At 62.8% G+C, this 14,975-nt stretch carries 15 protein-coding genes; 9 read left to right on the plus strand and 6 right to left on the minus strand.

Going from position 1 to position 14,975, the window contains the following annotated elements; translation table 11 throughout:
* Positions 1–470: thiamine pyrophosphate-binding protein (locus DM807_RS15280; RefSeq protein WP_244965040.1), on the minus strand; the 470-nt coding region annotated here is incomplete at its 3' end.
* Between the two features lie 185 nt (positions 471–655).
* On the opposite strand from DM807_RS15280, the gene DM807_RS15285 reads away from it, so the two are divergent.
* Complete coding sequence (locus DM807_RS15285) at positions 656–1,537, plus strand: LysR family transcriptional regulator (protein WP_012272224.1); 882 nt, start codon at positions 656–658, stop codon at positions 1,535–1,537.
* Here the strand turns inward: DM807_RS15285 and DM807_RS15290 are convergent.
* Positions 1,522–2,181 carry an alpha/beta hydrolase gene (locus tag DM807_RS15290; protein WP_179027516.1) on the minus strand — a complete coding sequence of 220 codons (660 nt, stop codon included), beginning with the start codon at positions 2,179–2,181 and terminating at the stop codon, positions 1,522–1,524. The genes DM807_RS15285 and DM807_RS15290 overlap by 16 nt on opposite strands.
* Before the next feature lie 249 nt (positions 2,182–2,430).
* On the opposite strand from DM807_RS15290, the gene DM807_RS15295 reads away from it, so the two are divergent.
* The 6 genes from DM807_RS15295 to DM807_RS15320 all read left to right on the plus strand — a co-directional run bounded on the left by DM807_RS15295 (position 2,431) and on the right by DM807_RS15320 (position 8,253).
* Positions 2,431–3,396, plus strand: a complete 966-nt coding sequence (locus DM807_RS15295; protein WP_012272222.1) for an amino acid ABC transporter permease — start codon at positions 2,431–2,433, stop codon at positions 3,394–3,396.
* A 15-nt stretch (positions 3,397–3,411) separates the two neighbouring features.
* Positions 3,412–4,176, plus strand: coding sequence for an amino acid ABC transporter ATP-binding protein (locus tag DM807_RS15300; RefSeq protein WP_179027517.1), 765 nt, complete (start codon positions 3,412–3,414; stop codon positions 4,174–4,176).
* Between the two features lie 61 nt (positions 4,177–4,237).
* Positions 4,238–5,077 (plus strand): ABC transporter substrate-binding protein, encoded by an 840-nt coding sequence (locus tag DM807_RS15305; protein WP_012272220.1) that lies wholly within the window; start codon positions 4,238–4,240, stop codon positions 5,075–5,077.
* Between the two features lie 97 nt (positions 5,078–5,174).
* A complete protein-coding gene (locus DM807_RS15310; protein ID WP_060494588.1) occupies positions 5,175–6,470 on the plus strand; it encodes an NAD(P)/FAD-dependent oxidoreductase in 1,296 nt (431 codons plus the stop codon).
* Positions 6,471–6,491: 21 nt separating this feature from the next.
* Positions 6,492–6,962, plus strand: coding sequence for an Lrp/AsnC family transcriptional regulator (locus DM807_RS15315; RefSeq protein WP_012272218.1), 471 nt, complete (start codon positions 6,492–6,494; stop codon positions 6,960–6,962).
* A 106-nt stretch (positions 6,963–7,068) separates the two neighbouring features.
* On the plus strand, positions 7,069–8,253 hold the full coding sequence (locus tag DM807_RS15320; protein ID WP_012272217.1) for an MFS transporter: 1,185 nt from the start codon (positions 7,069–7,071) through the stop codon (positions 8,251–8,253).
* A gap of 12 nt (positions 8,254–8,265) precedes the next feature.
* Here DM807_RS15320 and DM807_RS15325 read toward each other — a convergent pair whose 3' ends face one another.
* Positions 8,266–9,471, minus strand: a complete 1,206-nt coding sequence (locus DM807_RS15325) for a diaminopropionate ammonia-lyase (protein ID WP_012272216.1) — start codon at positions 9,469–9,471, stop codon at positions 8,266–8,268.
* Between the two features lie 78 nt (positions 9,472–9,549).
* The gene (locus DM807_RS15330) at positions 9,550–10,800 is read right to left on the minus strand and encodes a Zn-dependent hydrolase (protein ID WP_060494589.1); all 1,251 of its coding nucleotides are present in this window, start codon (positions 10,798–10,800) and stop codon (positions 9,550–9,552) included.
* 163 nt (positions 10,801–10,963) lie between these two features.
* On the opposite strand from DM807_RS15330, the gene DM807_RS15335 reads away from it, so the two are divergent.
* Complete coding sequence (locus tag DM807_RS15335; protein WP_012272214.1) at positions 10,964–11,431, plus strand: Lrp/AsnC family transcriptional regulator; 468 nt, start codon at positions 10,964–10,966, stop codon at positions 11,429–11,431.
* A gap of 31 nt (positions 11,432–11,462) precedes the next feature.
* Here DM807_RS15335 and DM807_RS15340 read toward each other — a convergent pair whose 3' ends face one another.
* Together DM807_RS15340 and DM807_RS15345 are read right to left on the minus strand one after the other, a co-directional pair.
* Positions 11,463–12,728, minus strand: a complete 1,266-nt coding sequence (locus DM807_RS15340) for a HAMP domain-containing sensor histidine kinase (RefSeq protein ID WP_060494590.1) — start codon at positions 12,726–12,728, stop codon at positions 11,463–11,465.
* A complete protein-coding gene (locus DM807_RS15345; RefSeq protein ID WP_012272212.1) occupies positions 12,725–13,417 on the minus strand; it encodes a response regulator transcription factor in 693 nt (230 codons plus the stop codon). Before DM807_RS15345 ends, DM807_RS15340 begins: the two co-directional genes overlap by 4 nt.
* Before the next feature lie 197 nt (positions 13,418–13,614).
* On the opposite strand from DM807_RS15345, the gene bamA reads away from it, so the two are divergent.
* The coding region (gene bamA, locus DM807_RS15350; protein ID WP_179027518.1) for an outer membrane protein assembly factor BamA at positions 13,615–14,975 on the plus strand (1,361 nt) is incomplete at its 3' end.

The raw sequence follows: 14,975 nt of genomic DNA on the forward strand, positions 1-14,975 counted from the left end.
TCCAGGTGTACCGCCCCCGGCTTTTCTTCTTCGGCCAGGCGGAAGGCTTCGCGCATGCGCGACGGGATGTTGTCGGCCGAGGCGAACTGGTGGGTGTACTTGGTGATGGGGTCCATCATGCCGCACACGTCAATGATCTGGAAGCGGCCCTGCTTGGACTTCTTGATCGGCTTCTGCCCGGTGATCATCATCATCGGCATGCCGCCCAGGTAGGCATAGGCGCTGGCGGTGACCAGGTTGGTGGCGCCAGGGCCGAGGGTCGACAGGCTGACGCCGGTCTTGCCGGTCAGGCGGCCGTAGGTGGCAGCCATGAAACCTGCAGACTGCTCGTGACGGGTCAGTACCAGCTTGATCTTCGACTTGCGCAGGGATTCGAGCAGGTCGAGGTTTTCCTCACCAGGAATGCCGAATACATACTCGACACCTTCGTTTTCCAGGCATTGCACAACGACATCGGCGGCCTTGGCCATTTGGGGTACTACCTCAAAATCTTTGTGGGATTGCAGATTTATTAAGCTGCGTGACTGAGATGTTGCAGGATGTCTCAGTGGCGCGCATCGTAGGCCCTCTGGTTAATAATAATAAATATATTGTTATGATGCTTAGCATCACAGTTCGTTATGAATGCAGCTCGCATGAAAGGTAGCACCCCTCAATGAACCTCAAGGCATTGCGTTGCTGTGTCGAAATCGTCCGGCAAGGCAGCTTCACCAAGGCCGCGCAGCACCTGCACATCGCCCAGCCAGCGCTGAGCATGGCCGTTACCCGGCTGGAAGAAGAACTGGGCGTCACCCTGTTCAACCGCACCACGCGCAAAGTGATCCTCACGGCAGAAGGCGAGCAATTTCTGCCACGCATTGCCTCGGCCCTGCGCGAGATGGATGTTGCCCGACAAGAACTGCGCGACATGGCCGACCTGAAGCGCGGCGAAGTGCGCCTGGGTATTCCGCCGATGTTCGGCCTGCACTACGTGCCCGGTTTGATGAACGCCTTCCGCCAGTTGTACCCAGGCATTGCCATGACCGTGTTCGAAGGCAGTGCCGAAGACATTGGCCATCGGCTGGAGCAGCGGGAAATCGACCTCGCACTGCTGGAGTCCCGGCGTGTGCCGCCGGACAAGGAATCGATCCTGCTGGGCAGCGACGAGATGCTGGCGTGCATGCACCCCGATCACCCCTATGCCGGCAAGGCTTTCCTCACCGCCGAAGACCTGCGTAATACCGACATGGTGGTGTTCGACCGCACCTTCGTGCAACGCCATCTGCTGGACGCGTTCTTTGCCGAGCATGGCATCACTTACCAAGTGGCGCTGCAGAGCAACTTCGTCTCGCTTGTGGTGCAGGCCGCATTGGACAACATGGGGGTGGCCACCCTGCTGCGCTCGGTGCAACAGCGCACGCCAGGCATCGTCGGTGTGCCCTTCCGGCCGGCACAGCAGATGAGTTTCCGCTTGTGCTGGCGCTCGGGGGAATACCTTTCGCTCGCCAGCAAGCGGTTCATCGACTTTGCCGCGCAAACCCACTACCTGGAGCGATAACCGGCAGTTTTCAGGGCCAGATGGGCGATCACCTGCTCCGCTGCGCGCCCCAGGCAGCCCTTGAAGAAGTGGTTGGCACCGGCATACACCGACACCGCCCGTTGGCCAGGGCCTGCCCATTGCAGCAGGTTGGCCAGCGGCGCCATTTCATCCTGTTCGCCATGCAGCAACAGGCAATCCGCAGGCACCGGCAATGGCTCGTAATAACGCCCGCCCGGCACATCACCCACCGGCAGCCCCAGCAATGCCACCGCCTGCAGCTGCCCTTCAAGCTCACAAGCCACACGCGCGAACACGTAGGCACCAAAGGAAAACCCGACCAGGGCCAGCGGCAGCTTTGGCAGTTCCCGGCTGAAGTGACGAATAACCGCAATGCAGTCCTGCGCTTCGCCGATGCCTTCGTCATGCACCCCTTGCGTCTGTCCCACCCCACGAAAGCTCGGCCGCACCACTTGCCAGCCGGCTGCACATAACTGCCGTGCCAAGGTCAGCGGCACGATATGCCGTGGGCTGCCGCCCAGCAGCGGTTGCGGGTGGCTGACCAGCACCAGCCCCTTCGGCGCGCCAGCGGGGTAGTCGATCAACAGCTCGATCTGGCCGAGCGGCCCGTCGATGAGCAGTGAGTTACGCGGGGTGTCCGACATCGCAGTTGTCCTTGTGAACCGAATGTATGGCGCTTATTCACGCCGCTTGCCAAGCCTACATCCGTACTCACCCCTGCAACAGGGCAAACGATCTGACAGGCATCCTGTTGCATATGTCAGGTTCATGCCCAAGCAAATGCAATTGGAAACAGCAGAATCATTGCAGTTCGCCAGGTTCTTGCCTGCGCTTCGCCTCCCTACAATGACCCCACAACAACAAACGAGCCCAGCTCCGTGAGGCACGCCCCCATGTACAGAGACCATATCGTCAAACCGCGCGCGACCGACAACCCGGCATTCATGGGTATGGCCGCCGCCGTGATCTTCGCCCTCGCCCTGCTCTACGGCGTGGGCGACGGTAGCCTGGCCCGGCTGATGGGCCCGATCGTGCTCGACCTGCAGGCACCGCTGATGCGCAACATCGCCGTGGCCGGCACCCTGGCCGTGACCCTGGTATTGAACGTGTTCATCCTTGGCCGCTTTCCGTTGCGGGCCCAGGTGATTACGGTCTGGTGCGAACTGTTGCTGTTGTTTCTGCTGTTTTTCGACACCTTCGACCTGTCCTACAGCTTCATCGCCACCAAGGTCGGTTTCATGATCACGCAAGGGGTGTTCACCACCGTCTACGTGTCCACCCTCTCGATCGCCATCGCCTTCGTCCTGGCGCTGCTGGGCGCAACCGCACGGCTGTCGTCCAACGGCTTCGCCATCGCCATTGCCAGCTTCTACACCTCGTTCTTTCGCGGCGTGCCGCTGCTGATCCAGATCTACCTGATCTACCTTGGTATCCCCCAGCTCGGCTATGTAGTCGGTGCCGTGCCGGCGGGGATCCTGGCGTTGTCGCTGTGCTACGGCGCCTACATGACGGAAATCTTCCGCGCCGGTATCAGCAGCATCCCGCGCGGGCAATGGGAAGCTTCGCGGGCGATCGGCCTGACCCCCTTCCAGGCCATGACCCGGGTAATCCTGCCGCAGTCGATGCGGTTGATCATCCCGCCCACCGGCAACCAGTTCATCTCCATGCTCAAGGACAGCTCGCTGGTGTCGGTGATCGGTGTGTGGGAGCTGATGTTCCTCGCCCGCACCCAGGGCCGTGCGGAGTTTCGCCACCTGGAAATGTTGATCACCGCCGCCGTCTTGTACTGGGTGCTGTCGATCCTGCTCGAAGCCGTGCAGTCGCGCCTGGAAAAACGTTTCGACCGCGCCCATCGCTGATCGAGGAGCCCCATGATGAACCAACCTTTCACCCCCGGTATCGGCCAGGCCGCCATATCGATTCGTGGCCTGCAGAAATGGTACGGCGAGTTTCACGTGCTCAAGGGCATAGACCTGGAGATCGCCAGTGGCGAAATCGTGGTGGTCTGTGGGCCGTCCGGTTCGGGCAAATCCACATTGATCCGCTGCCTGAACCTGCTCGAAGACTTCCAGAAAGGCCAGGTGCTGATCGCCGGCAACCTGCTGGGCCGCGACGCGGCCAGCGTGGCGGCCATCCGCCGCCAGGTGGGTATGGTGTTCCAGCAGTTCAACCTGTTCCCGCACCTGACCGTACTGGAAAACCTGATGCTCGGCCCGCGCCTGGTCAGCAAGCTCAGCGAGGCCCAGGCCCGTGCCCTGGCGCTGGAGTACCTGGACCGGGTGCGCATCGCCAGCCAGGCCGACAAGTTCCCCGGGCAGCTTTCCGGTGGCCAGCAACAACGCGTGGCCATTGCCCGCGCGCTGTGCATGAAACCACGCATCATGCTGTTCGACGAACCCACCTCGGCGCTGGACCCGGAAATGGTCAAGGAAGTGCTCGACGTCATGGGCGAGCTGGCCCAGGACGGCATCACCATGCTGTGCGTTACCCACGAAATGGGCTTCGCCCGCCGGGTGGCCGACCGCATCATCTTCATGGACCAGGGCCAGGTGATCGAACAAGGCCAGCCCAACGCGTTTTTCGACAACCCGCGCCACGCACGTGCCAGGGAGTTCCTCTCGCAGATCCTCAGTCATTGAGGCCTGTGTCTACCGCTGTGCCAACACCACAACAACAATTGCATGCCCGGAGACTTACCGAATGAACCCAGTCGCACGCTTGTTCGCACTCACCGCCGTTGCCGGCAGCCTGACCCTGATGGCCGGCGCCGCCTGGGCCGGTGCCACCCTTGACCGCATCCACCAGAGCAAGGTCATGAACGTGGCCACCGCCGCCAACTGGCCACCGCAGTCGTTCCTTGGCGAGGACAATACCCTCAAGGGCTTCGACATCGATGTAGCCAACGAGATCGGCAAACGCCTGGGCACCCAAGTGGCCTTCGTCACCCCCGAGTACGGCATCATCACGGCAGGGCGCTGGGCCAGCCGCTGGGACCTGTCGGTCGGTTCGATGACCCCCACCACCGAGCGTGGCCGGGTGCTCGACTTCCCGGCCATCTACTACTACACCCCCTACGTCTTCGCCGTGCACAAGGACGCCGCCGGGAGCAACACTGCCGACCTTAACGGCAAGACCATCGGCGTCGAGGCCGGTACCACTTCCGAGGACTACATCAACCGCCGGCTGAAAATCGACGCAGCGGATGTGCCAGCCTTCAGCTACAGCGTAGAGCCAGGCGAAGTGCAGACCTATGGCGACAGCATGGGCCCGCTGGACGACCTGCGCATGGGCAACGGCACCCGCCTGGATGCCACCTTGTCGGCACTGCCAACCGTCATGGGTGCGATCAAGGCTGGATACCCGATCACCCCCGTGCAGGGCAAGCCCGCCTACTACGAGCCACTGGCCATCGCCACCGACAAGGGCGACGACGCCTTCAACGCCGAACTGGCCAAGGCGGTCGAGGGCATGAAGGCCGACGGTACGCTGAAACAGCTGTCCGAGAAGTGGTACGGCGCCGACCTCACGCAAGTGCAGTAACCCCCAGACCCGCAGGCCAGCGCCCTTCCCTTGAAGGGCGTGCGGCACCCTCATGCCCGCAAAACGTACAGCTCCCAGCAAAAGGATGACCCAGCCGATGTCCAGCTACAGCAATAACTACTACACCGGGACCATGCGCGCTGCCCCCCTGCGCCCGGCACTGACAGGTGAAAGCCGCGCCGATGTGTGCGTGATCGGTGGCGGCCTGGCAGGCCTTAGCCTGGCCCGCGAGCTGCTGATGCGCGGGCGCTCGGTGGTGTTGCTGGAGGCGGCACGGGTGGCCTGGGGCGCCTCCGGGCGCAATGGCGGCTTCGTGCTGCAAGGCTGGTCCGAAGGGCTGTCGGCGATCGAGCGGCGCTGCGGCAAGCAGACCGCCGCGGCGCTGTTCCGGCTGTCGCTGGAGGGGGTCGATATCGTCCGCGACACCATCGCCCGCCACCAACTGCCAGGCTGCGCGGCAACCACCGGCAAACTCAGCGTGGTGCGCTACGACGACGCCGACAACCTGCAGCGCACCCGCGACCGCATGGCCCGCGACTTCAATTTCGACATGGAGTACCTCGATACCCAGGCGCTGCGCAGCCGTCTGAACACCGACCGCTACTTCCAGGGGCTGCGTGATAGCCATGGCTTTCACTTCCACCCGCTGAACTACTGCCTGGGCCTGGCCGAGTTGGTCGAGCTGGCCGGTGGCCGCATACACGAACAATCGCCAATGCTGCGGGTGGAACGCAAGGCCGGCCACCATCGGGTGGTCACCGCCCAGGGGGCGGTCAGCTGCGGCGATGTGGTGTACTGCTGCGGCGGCTACGGCGGCCCTGAGTTTGGCCAGTTGCGCCGTGCGTTTCTGCCGATTGCCACGTACGTGGTGCTGACCGAGCACCTGGGTGAGCGCCTGCGCGATGTAGTACGTACTACAGACGCAGTGGGCGACAACCGCCGCGCCTCGGACTACTACCGCATCGTCGAGGGTGACCGCCTGCTGTGGGGTGGCCATATCACCACGCGCAACCTGCAGGACGAACAGCGCCTGGGACAGTTGCTGACCCGTGACATCCTTAGCGTGTACCCACAACTGCAGGGTTTGAAAATCGCCAAGGCCTGGTCTGGGCTGATGGGTTACGCCCGCCACAAGATGCCGCACATCGGCCCTCTGGGCCCGGGGTTGTGGGCCTGTACTTCATTTGGGGGCCATGGTATGAACACCGCACCCGTGGGTGCACGGGTAATCGCCGAGGCAGTCTGTAACGAAAGTGACCGCTACCGCCTGTTCGACGCCTACGGCCTGGAATGGAACGGCGGGCCGTTCGGGCCAGCGGCGGCGCAAACGGTGTATGCCGGCCTGAAGCTGATGGACAAGTTTCAGGAAGCCCGCGCGCAGTACAACCACTAAGAACAATCACCAGGAACCACCATGGACGCCCTCCCACCCGGCGCGCTGTTCAAACTGACCGAAAAAGACCGGCAACTGTTGGCCTTGCTGCAGGCCAACGCCCGCGAGCCCACCGCCTCGCTGGCGCGCAAGCTGGGCGTGTCGCGTTCTGCGGTGCAGGAGCGCATCAACCGCTTGGAAAACGCCGGGGTCATCACCGGCTACAGCGTGCGCATCGACCAGGACAAGCTGCAGCAAGTGATCAACTGCTTCACCATGACTTCATGCAGCAACAAGAGCTACACCGACGTGATGACCACTTTGCGCAAGATGGACTCGGTGCAGGCGGTGTATGCGGTGTCGGGTGAAATGGACTTCATCATCCACCTGACCACCCACACGCTGGGGGAGCTGAATGCCGAGCTGACCCGCATCAACATGATCAAGGGCGTGACCCACACTGCTTCGCACATTGTCATGGAGACAAAGTTCAGCAAGAAGCTGACACTGTGATTGCCCCCCGACACGCTGAATAGCCGTCCAGCGTCCTCGACGTTGCAGTCACAGATTGACTATGATCCCGCCTTGAACGTTTCAGCATGTTTCAATAGGGATACAGATGTCAGTCCAGGAACTCCCCCCGCTCGCCAGTAAAAGCACCGTCGCCAAGATGGAAGCCGCCATGGCGCTGGGCAGCTTCGCCATCGGCACCGGCGAATTCGCCATCATGGGCCTGATGCCCGACATAGCCAGCAACCTGCAGTTGAGCGAGCCACAGGTGGGCCATGCCATCAGCGCCTATGCACTGGGGGTGATGGTCGGCGCCCCTACCCTGGCAATTCTCGGTGCCAAACTGCTGCGCAAGCACATGCTGCTGCTGTTGATGCTGCTGTATGCCTTGGGCAACCTGGCCACGGCCTTCGCCCCCTCGTTCGGCGGCCTGGTCGCCTTCCGCTTCATCAGTGGCCTGCCCCACGGCGCCTACTTCGGCATTGCGGCTGTGGTGGCTTCGAGCATGGTGGCCAAAGATCAACGTGCAGGTGCCGTCGCTCGGGTGATGATGGGCCTGACCCTGGCCATGTTGCTCGGCAACCCGGTGGCCACGTTCCTGGGCCAGTATTTCGGCTGGCGTTCGGCCTTCGTGCTGGTCGGCGCGATTGCCCTGTGCACCATCGCCCTGGTCTGGCGTTTCGTGCCCCAGCGTCACGACGAAGTACGCAGCGACCCACGCAAGGAACTGCAGGCCTTTACCCTCCCGCAGGTATGGATGGCGCTGGCCATCGCTTCCATCGGCTTTGCCGGCATGTTCTGCGTGTTCAGCTACCTGGCGCCGACCATGCTGCAAGTGACCCAGGTCTCGCCGCAGTGGATTCCGTTCGGCCTGGCGGCGTTCGGTGTTGGCGGTATCGTCGGCAACATCGCGGGCGGCAAACTGTTCGACCGCCTGCAATTCCGCGCGGTAGGGCTGGTGTTGATGTGGTCGATTGCCGTGCTGCTGTTCTTCACCTTCGCCGCCCAGGCACTGTGGAGCCTGCTGCTGGGCATCGGCCTGGTGGGTACCATGATCGCCCTGGCCGCACCGCTGCAGATCCGCCTGATGGACATTGCTCATGAAGCGCCAAGCCTGGCCGCCGCGTCGAACCATGCGGCGTTCAACCTGGCCAATGCACTGGGGCCATGGCTGGGCGGCATGGCGATCACTGCCGGCATGGGCTGGACCAGCACCGGGTTCATCGGCGCGGCGACGGCGCTGGTTGGCCTGGGTATCTATCTGTTGGCACGGCGGATGAAAGGCGGCCACTGAAACATCCGGTCGTTAGGCCCAGCACTGCTGGCGCGCCAGCACCGAGGCGGCCGTTTCGCCCAACAGCTCGGCGTAAACGCCGGGGGCGGTGGCACCTTCGGTGTTGATGAAGAGAATACGGGCATTTCTACCGACCCCCAGGCTGGCGGCTGCGCCCGAGTCCTTGACCAGGCGGGCCAGCCCAGCCAACCCGGCGACACCTGACTCACCCGCGATCAATGGAATGTCACGAACGCTGCCGGCTGACAGGCGGCGCATGGCGGCCACGGCCTCGTCGTCGCTGATGGTCATGAAACAATCGATGCTCGGCTCCAGAAAGCGCCATGCCAGGGGCGATGTCTCGCCACAGGCCAGGCCGGCCATGACCGAGTCCACCGAGCCAACAGCCCTGGCCGGCTTGCCAAGCATCGCACTTTGGTACAGGCAGTCGGCCTGCTCGGGTTCGACCATGACAAACAGCGGGCGCTGCTCGCCGAAGTGTTCCCACAGGTAGCTGACGATGCCAGCTGCCAAGCCACCTACCCCGCCCTGCAGGAACACATGAGTGAACGGTGGCTGCCCGACGGTGGCTTCGATGATTTCCGCGGCGATGGTTGCGTAGCCTTGCATCACGTCGCGTGGGATCTCCTCATAGCCTTCATACGAGGTATCGGAAACCACGGTCCAGCCATTGCTCGCCGCCAGCACGGCGGCGTGCTCGACCGACTTGTCATAGTTGCCGGCAACCCGCACGATCTGTGCGCCGTAGGCGGCAATCGCCTGCTCACGCTCGATGCTGACATTGGCGTGCAGCACGATCACGCAGCGACAGCCTATGCTGTGTGCTGCTGCCGCCAGGCCTTTGCCATGGTTGCCATCAGTGGCACTGACGACGGTAAAGCCGGCCAGCAGATCCGCATAATGGCCCTCCAGCAACCCATGGGGCGCGAAAGGCTGTTCGGGGAAGGTTCGCAGAATCAACCGAACCAAGGCGATCGGCGCCCCAAGGGCCTTGAAGCTACCCAGCACCGAGCGCACCGATTCATCCTTGACCGACAGCTGGGCTATGCCCAGTTCTGCGGCCAGGTCAGGCAAACCGTACAGCGGCGTGGCCCCAGCATTCAGGCACGACCAACCGGTCAGCCACTGGCGGCTTTCTTCGGCCTTGGCAATGCTCATCACAGTTCGCAACGCTTGTGGGTATGGCTGGCGGCCAGCCTTGGGGTTGGAAACAAACATGCAGCACTCCGTTCTACAAGTATCAGCAAGCCCATGCCGCTGCAGCCAAACTGCCGTGGGCGGTTTTTTCAATGAATATCAGGTGTGGGCCAGGCGATGGCTCACGACATCCAGCAACACCTGCGCCCCCTGAACGAGGTGATCGTCAGCGGTAAACTCGCGCGGGTTGTGGCTGATGCCGCCCTGACTGGGCACGAAGATCATCGCAGCCGGCGCTATGCGGGCGATCATTTGCGCATCGTGCCCGGCACCAGAGGTCATGCGTCGGTGGCTGAAGCCCAAGCGCCGCGCCGAGGCTTCGATCGCATCGACCAGGCCGGCATCGAAGGCAACTGGTTCAAAGCGCACCAGGCGCTCCGTAGCGATGCTCACGCCTTCACGCTTGGCGAGGGAATCCAGGTATTGGCTCAGGCGGTTTTCGGCGTGAGCCAGGCAGGTTTCGTCCGGGTCGCGCAGGTCGACGGTGAAGGTCGCCTTGCGTGCAATGACGTTGATCAGGTTTGGCTCGAACCGCATGCAGCCGACGGTGGCCAGGGTCGTGCCAGAATCTACGGCCATGGCGCGCAGTTCGGCAACGATGGCACTGGCCACGAAACCGGCATCATGGCGCAGGTGAGTCGGTGTGGTGCCGGCATGGTTGGCATGGCCCAGCACCTCTACCTGCTGCCAGGAAATGCCTTGCAGGTTCTCGACCACGCCAATCAGGGTGTTCTCGGCCTCAAGGATCGGGCCCTGCTCGATGTGCAGCTCAAGGTATTCGTGCGGCACCACGGCCCCTGGCTGCATTGTGCCGGCATAGCCAATACGCGCCAATTCGTCGCCCAGCCGCGTGCCGTCGGTGCCAAGCGTATCCAGGGCCTGCTGCAACGATAGGCCACCGGCGTATACCAACGAGCCCATCATGTCTGGCTGGTAGCGCACGCCCTCTTCGTTGGTAAAGGCGCCAACGGTGATCGAACGCTCGGGCTGCCGCCCTGCCTCACGATAAGCACGTATCACTGCCAGCCCCGCCAGCACCCCGTAGCAGCCATCCAGGGCGCCAGCATTGGTGACGGTATCGATGTGCGAACCCATCATCAGTGGGCGCTGGGCACCGCTGTCAGTAGCTGAGCGCAACGTGCCGAAAATGTTGCCGATGCGATCGATCTGCACCTCGAGATCAAGCTCATGCATCCATTCAACCAGCAGATCGCGCCCAGCCTTTTCTGTATCGGTCAGCGCAATCCGAGTGCGTCCGCCGTGAATGGGGTCGACGCCTACTTGCCCCAGCGCACTGATTTGCTGCAATAGCAACGCGCCGTCCAATTGCAACGGGGTACTCGTATTCATCAACCGTTTCTCCTTGGGTGCCATGCCATGGCAGCGCACCCTGTTTGATCATGGGAGAATTCTATTCGGCGAAAGCGTACGAAAAACTTGATTTTCGACCTTTTCATGCAATTTCATTACGCTTTTCCAGCCTTTGGCGCTGCTTAGCAACGGAGATACCTTCATGCCCCTCGATCACTTCGATCTGGCCCTGCTCGAGGCCGTACAGCGCAATGCCGGGACGTCGCAGTTGGACCTGGGCACGCAGGTCAACCTGTCCTCGGCAGCGGTGAACCGGCGCTTGAAGAAAATGGCGGCCGACGGCGTGATCCGTGGCACGGTGGCACAGGTGGATGCCGTGCATCTGGGTTACACGCTGACCGTAATCACCGAGGTCGAAGTGGAGAACGAGCGGCTGGACCTGCTGGACGAGATGAAGCGCACCTTCCTCGCCTGCCCGCAGGTGCAACAGTGCTACTACGTGGCGGGGGAATGCGATTTCGTGCTGATCATGCTGGTGCGGCACATGGAGCAGTACACCCAGCTGACCCGTGAGTTGTTCTTCGAAAACAACAATGTCAAACGCTTCAAGACGTTGGTTTCGATGAGCAATGTGAAGACCGGCATGTTCGTACCGACGCTCACGGCTTGAGCCATTCAGGCCGCTTTACGGCCTCAATGGCTCAAGCCGGGCTTGCCTGTGGCAGTTCGATGCGCACCCGCAGACCACCAGTGGCGGCGGCCTGCGCAGTGATACTACCGCCGTGCAGGGCAATGGCCCGCTGGGCGATAGCCAAGCCCAGGCCGAAACCATCACCATCGCTGTCGGCACCCCGGTCGAACGGCTCGAAGATCCGCGGCAGGCGCGCCGGATCTACGCCCGGCCCATGGTCGCTGACACAGACCTGAAACCATTGCCCACCCGGCGCCATAGCGGCCTCCACCAACACCTCCGTACCAACTGCGGTGTAGCGCACCGCGTTGCGGATGATGTTCTCGAACGCCCGGTACAGCAGTTCTTCATGACCGTGGATGAGAAACGCACCCTGGGCTTGCAAAGACACCTGGCACTGCTTCATGCCGGCCTCGAAGCGGGCGTCTTCGACGATCTGCGCCAGCAGCTCCACCACATCCACGCTGGCAAAGTCGCTATCGCCCTGGCGAGCCTGGGCGCGGGCCAAGGTCAACAACTGCTCGATCAGGTCATCCATGCGCCGCGATTCGCGCTCCACCCGCTCCAGCATGTCGTGCCGGTCGGGCTGCTGGCGCATCAGGCCAATGGCAGCATGCATGCGCGTCAGCGGTGAACGCAGTTCGTGGGAAATATCGTGCAGCAGGTTCTGCTGCGCCTGCACCAGTGCCTTCAGCTGACCGGCCATGCGGTCGCAGTCCTCCGCCAGCTCGACGATCTCGTCGCGGCGCTTACCGAGCCTGGGCTTTACCCGCACATCGAAGCGGCCCTGGGCTACCTGGCCCATCGCCTCACGTAACCAGGCCAGCGGGCGAGTCAGGTACAAGCTGCACAGGAAGGCGAACAGTGCACTCATCAGCGTGCCGGTAAACAACGGGCCCATACCACGCGGGCGCGGTGGCTCGCCAAGCACCGTGGCCACCGAAGCACGTAGCACCAGCGGGCGACCTTCACGGTCGCTCAACGCCTGCTCGAAACGCGCCACCGGCACCGCTCTGCCGGCCAGCAACTGGCCTTGGCTGTCGTAAAGGCCCACCTGTACATCGGGCGGTTGCGGTGATACCTCAAGCAGCTGTCGGCCTGCCTGCTCGCCGTAACGCTGCAACAGCTGCAGTTCGGTGGCCAGCAGCGAGCGCAGCGCCGGCGTATCGCCACGCCAGTCATTGAGCATGAAAGCGCCCGCCCCCACCAGGAAGGTCAGGCAGTTGGCCAGCCAGAACGCCAGAAACAGCTTCCAGAACAGGCGCCGGCGCATCATTCGACGATCAACATGTAGCCCATGCCACGCACGCTCTGGATCCAGCTGCTGCCGTCGGCGCGCGGGCCAAGTTTTTGCCGAATGCTGCTGACATGCACGTCGATACGCCGGTCGTAACGGGTCAGCGGCCGGCCCAGGGCATTAAGCGAAAGGTCCTGCTTGCTGACCAACTGGCCAGCCTGACGGGCCAATGCCTCCAGTAGGCTGAACTCGGAGCCGGTCAGCTCCAGCGTAGCGTCGCCCCAGTGCGCCTCGCGTCGGCCCGGCCACATTTTCAATGCCCCGGTGCGTAGCTGTTCGGGCGCACTGGCCTCGCCCATCTGCTGTGGCTGTACCCGGCGCAGAATCGCCCGCAGACGTGCCACCAGTTCCCCCGGGGAACTGGGCTTGGGCACATAGTCATCGGCCCCCAGTTCAAGGCCGGCAATGCGGTCGATGTTGTCGCCACGGGCGGTCAGCAGCAGCACCGGCACCTGGCTGCGTGCACGCACACGGCGCAGCACTTCGATACCGGAGATACCGGGCAGCATCACGTCCAGCACCACCACCTGGTAGTTACCGGACAGCGCCTGGGCCTCGCCCTCTTCACCGGTGTCCACGGCCGTGGCCTGGAAGCCTTCGCGCGCCAGGTACAGAGAGAGCATTTCAGTCAGTTCGCGGTCGTCGTCGACCAGCAGCACAGGGATCATCAGGGCCAGATATCGCAATTGCAGGGGCCGTAATGATCACCCTGCAGGCGGGCACTGTCACCGCCGGCCGGTCGGACTTTACACATCTTTACCCTCGGCTAACCGCGCCGTACACAGCCCGCCCGTATCCTCATCGCCCGCCGCATGCGGGTTGCCCGCACGTGCTGCACTCCGAATCCGCTTGTCTGGAACCCCCGATGAACTACCCGCGCCTGTTGCTCTCCATCCTGTTGCTGAAAGCCACGCTGGCCCAGGCCTCCCCCTTCAGGATCGCCGACATCCGCGTCAACGGCCTGCAGCGGGTTTCCGCCGGCAGTGTGTTCGGTGCCCTGCCGCTGAACGTCGGCGACCAGGCCGATGACCGCCGCCTGGTGGACTCGACCCGTTCCCTGTTCAAGACCGGGTTCTTCCAGGACATCCAGTTGAACCGCGATGGCAATGTGCTGATCATCAACGTGGTCGAGCGCCCGTCGGTGTCGAGCATCGAGATCGAAGGCAACAAGGCGATCAGCACCGAAGACCTGATGAAGGGCCTGAAGCAATCGGGCCTGGCCGAGGGCGAAATCTTCCAGCGTGCCACCCTCGAAGGTGTGCGTAACGAGCTGCAACGCCAGTACGTGGCCCAGGGCCGCTACTCGGCCGAGGTCGACGCCGAAGTGGTGCCGCAGCCGCGCAACCGTGTGGCGCTGAAGATCAAGATCAACGAAGGCACCGTCGCCGCCATCCAGCACATCAACATCGTTGGCAACAACGTGTTCGATGATGAAACCCTGGGGCAGCTGTTCGAGCTGAAGACCACCAACTGGCTGTCGTTCTTCAAGAACGATGACAAGTACGCCCGTGAAAAACTCTCCGGTGACCTGGAGCGCCTGCGTTCCTACTACCTGGACCGCGGCTACATCAACATGGACATCGCCTCCACCCAGGTGTCCATCACGCCGGACAAGAAGCACGTCTACATCACCGTCAACATCAACGAAGGCGAGAAGTACACCGTTCGCGACGTGAAGCTGTCCGGTGACCTCAAGGTGCCGGAAGACCAGGTCAAGTCGCTGCTGCTGGTGCAGCCAGGCCAGGTATTCTCGCGCAAGGTGATGACCACCACCTCCGAGCTGATCACCCGCCGCCTGGGTAACGAAGGCTACACCTTCGCCAACGTCAACGGCGTGCCACAGCCGAACGACCAGGACCACACGGTCGACATCATGTTCGTGGTCGACCCGGGCAAGCGTGCCTACGTCAACCGCATCAACTACCGCGGCAACACCAAGACCGAAGACGAAGTGCTGCGCCGCGAAATGCGCCAGATGGAAGGCGGGTGGGCGTCGACCTACCTGATCGACCAGTCCAAGACCCGTCTGGAGCGCCTGGGCTTCTTCAAGGAAGTCAACGTCGAGACCCCACCGGTGCCGGGCACCGACGACCAGGTCGACGTCAACTACAGCGTCGAAGAGCAGGCCTCCGGCTCGATCACCGCCAGCGTCGGTTTCGCCCAGAGCGCCGGCCTGATCCTCGGTGGTTCGATCAGCCAGAGCAACTTCCTCGGTACCGGTAACAA

It is taken from the genome of Pseudomonas hunanensis, from assembly GCF_013393325.1.
GTDB lineage: Bacteria > Pseudomonadota > Gammaproteobacteria > Pseudomonadales > Pseudomonadaceae > Aquipseudomonas > Aquipseudomonas putida_P.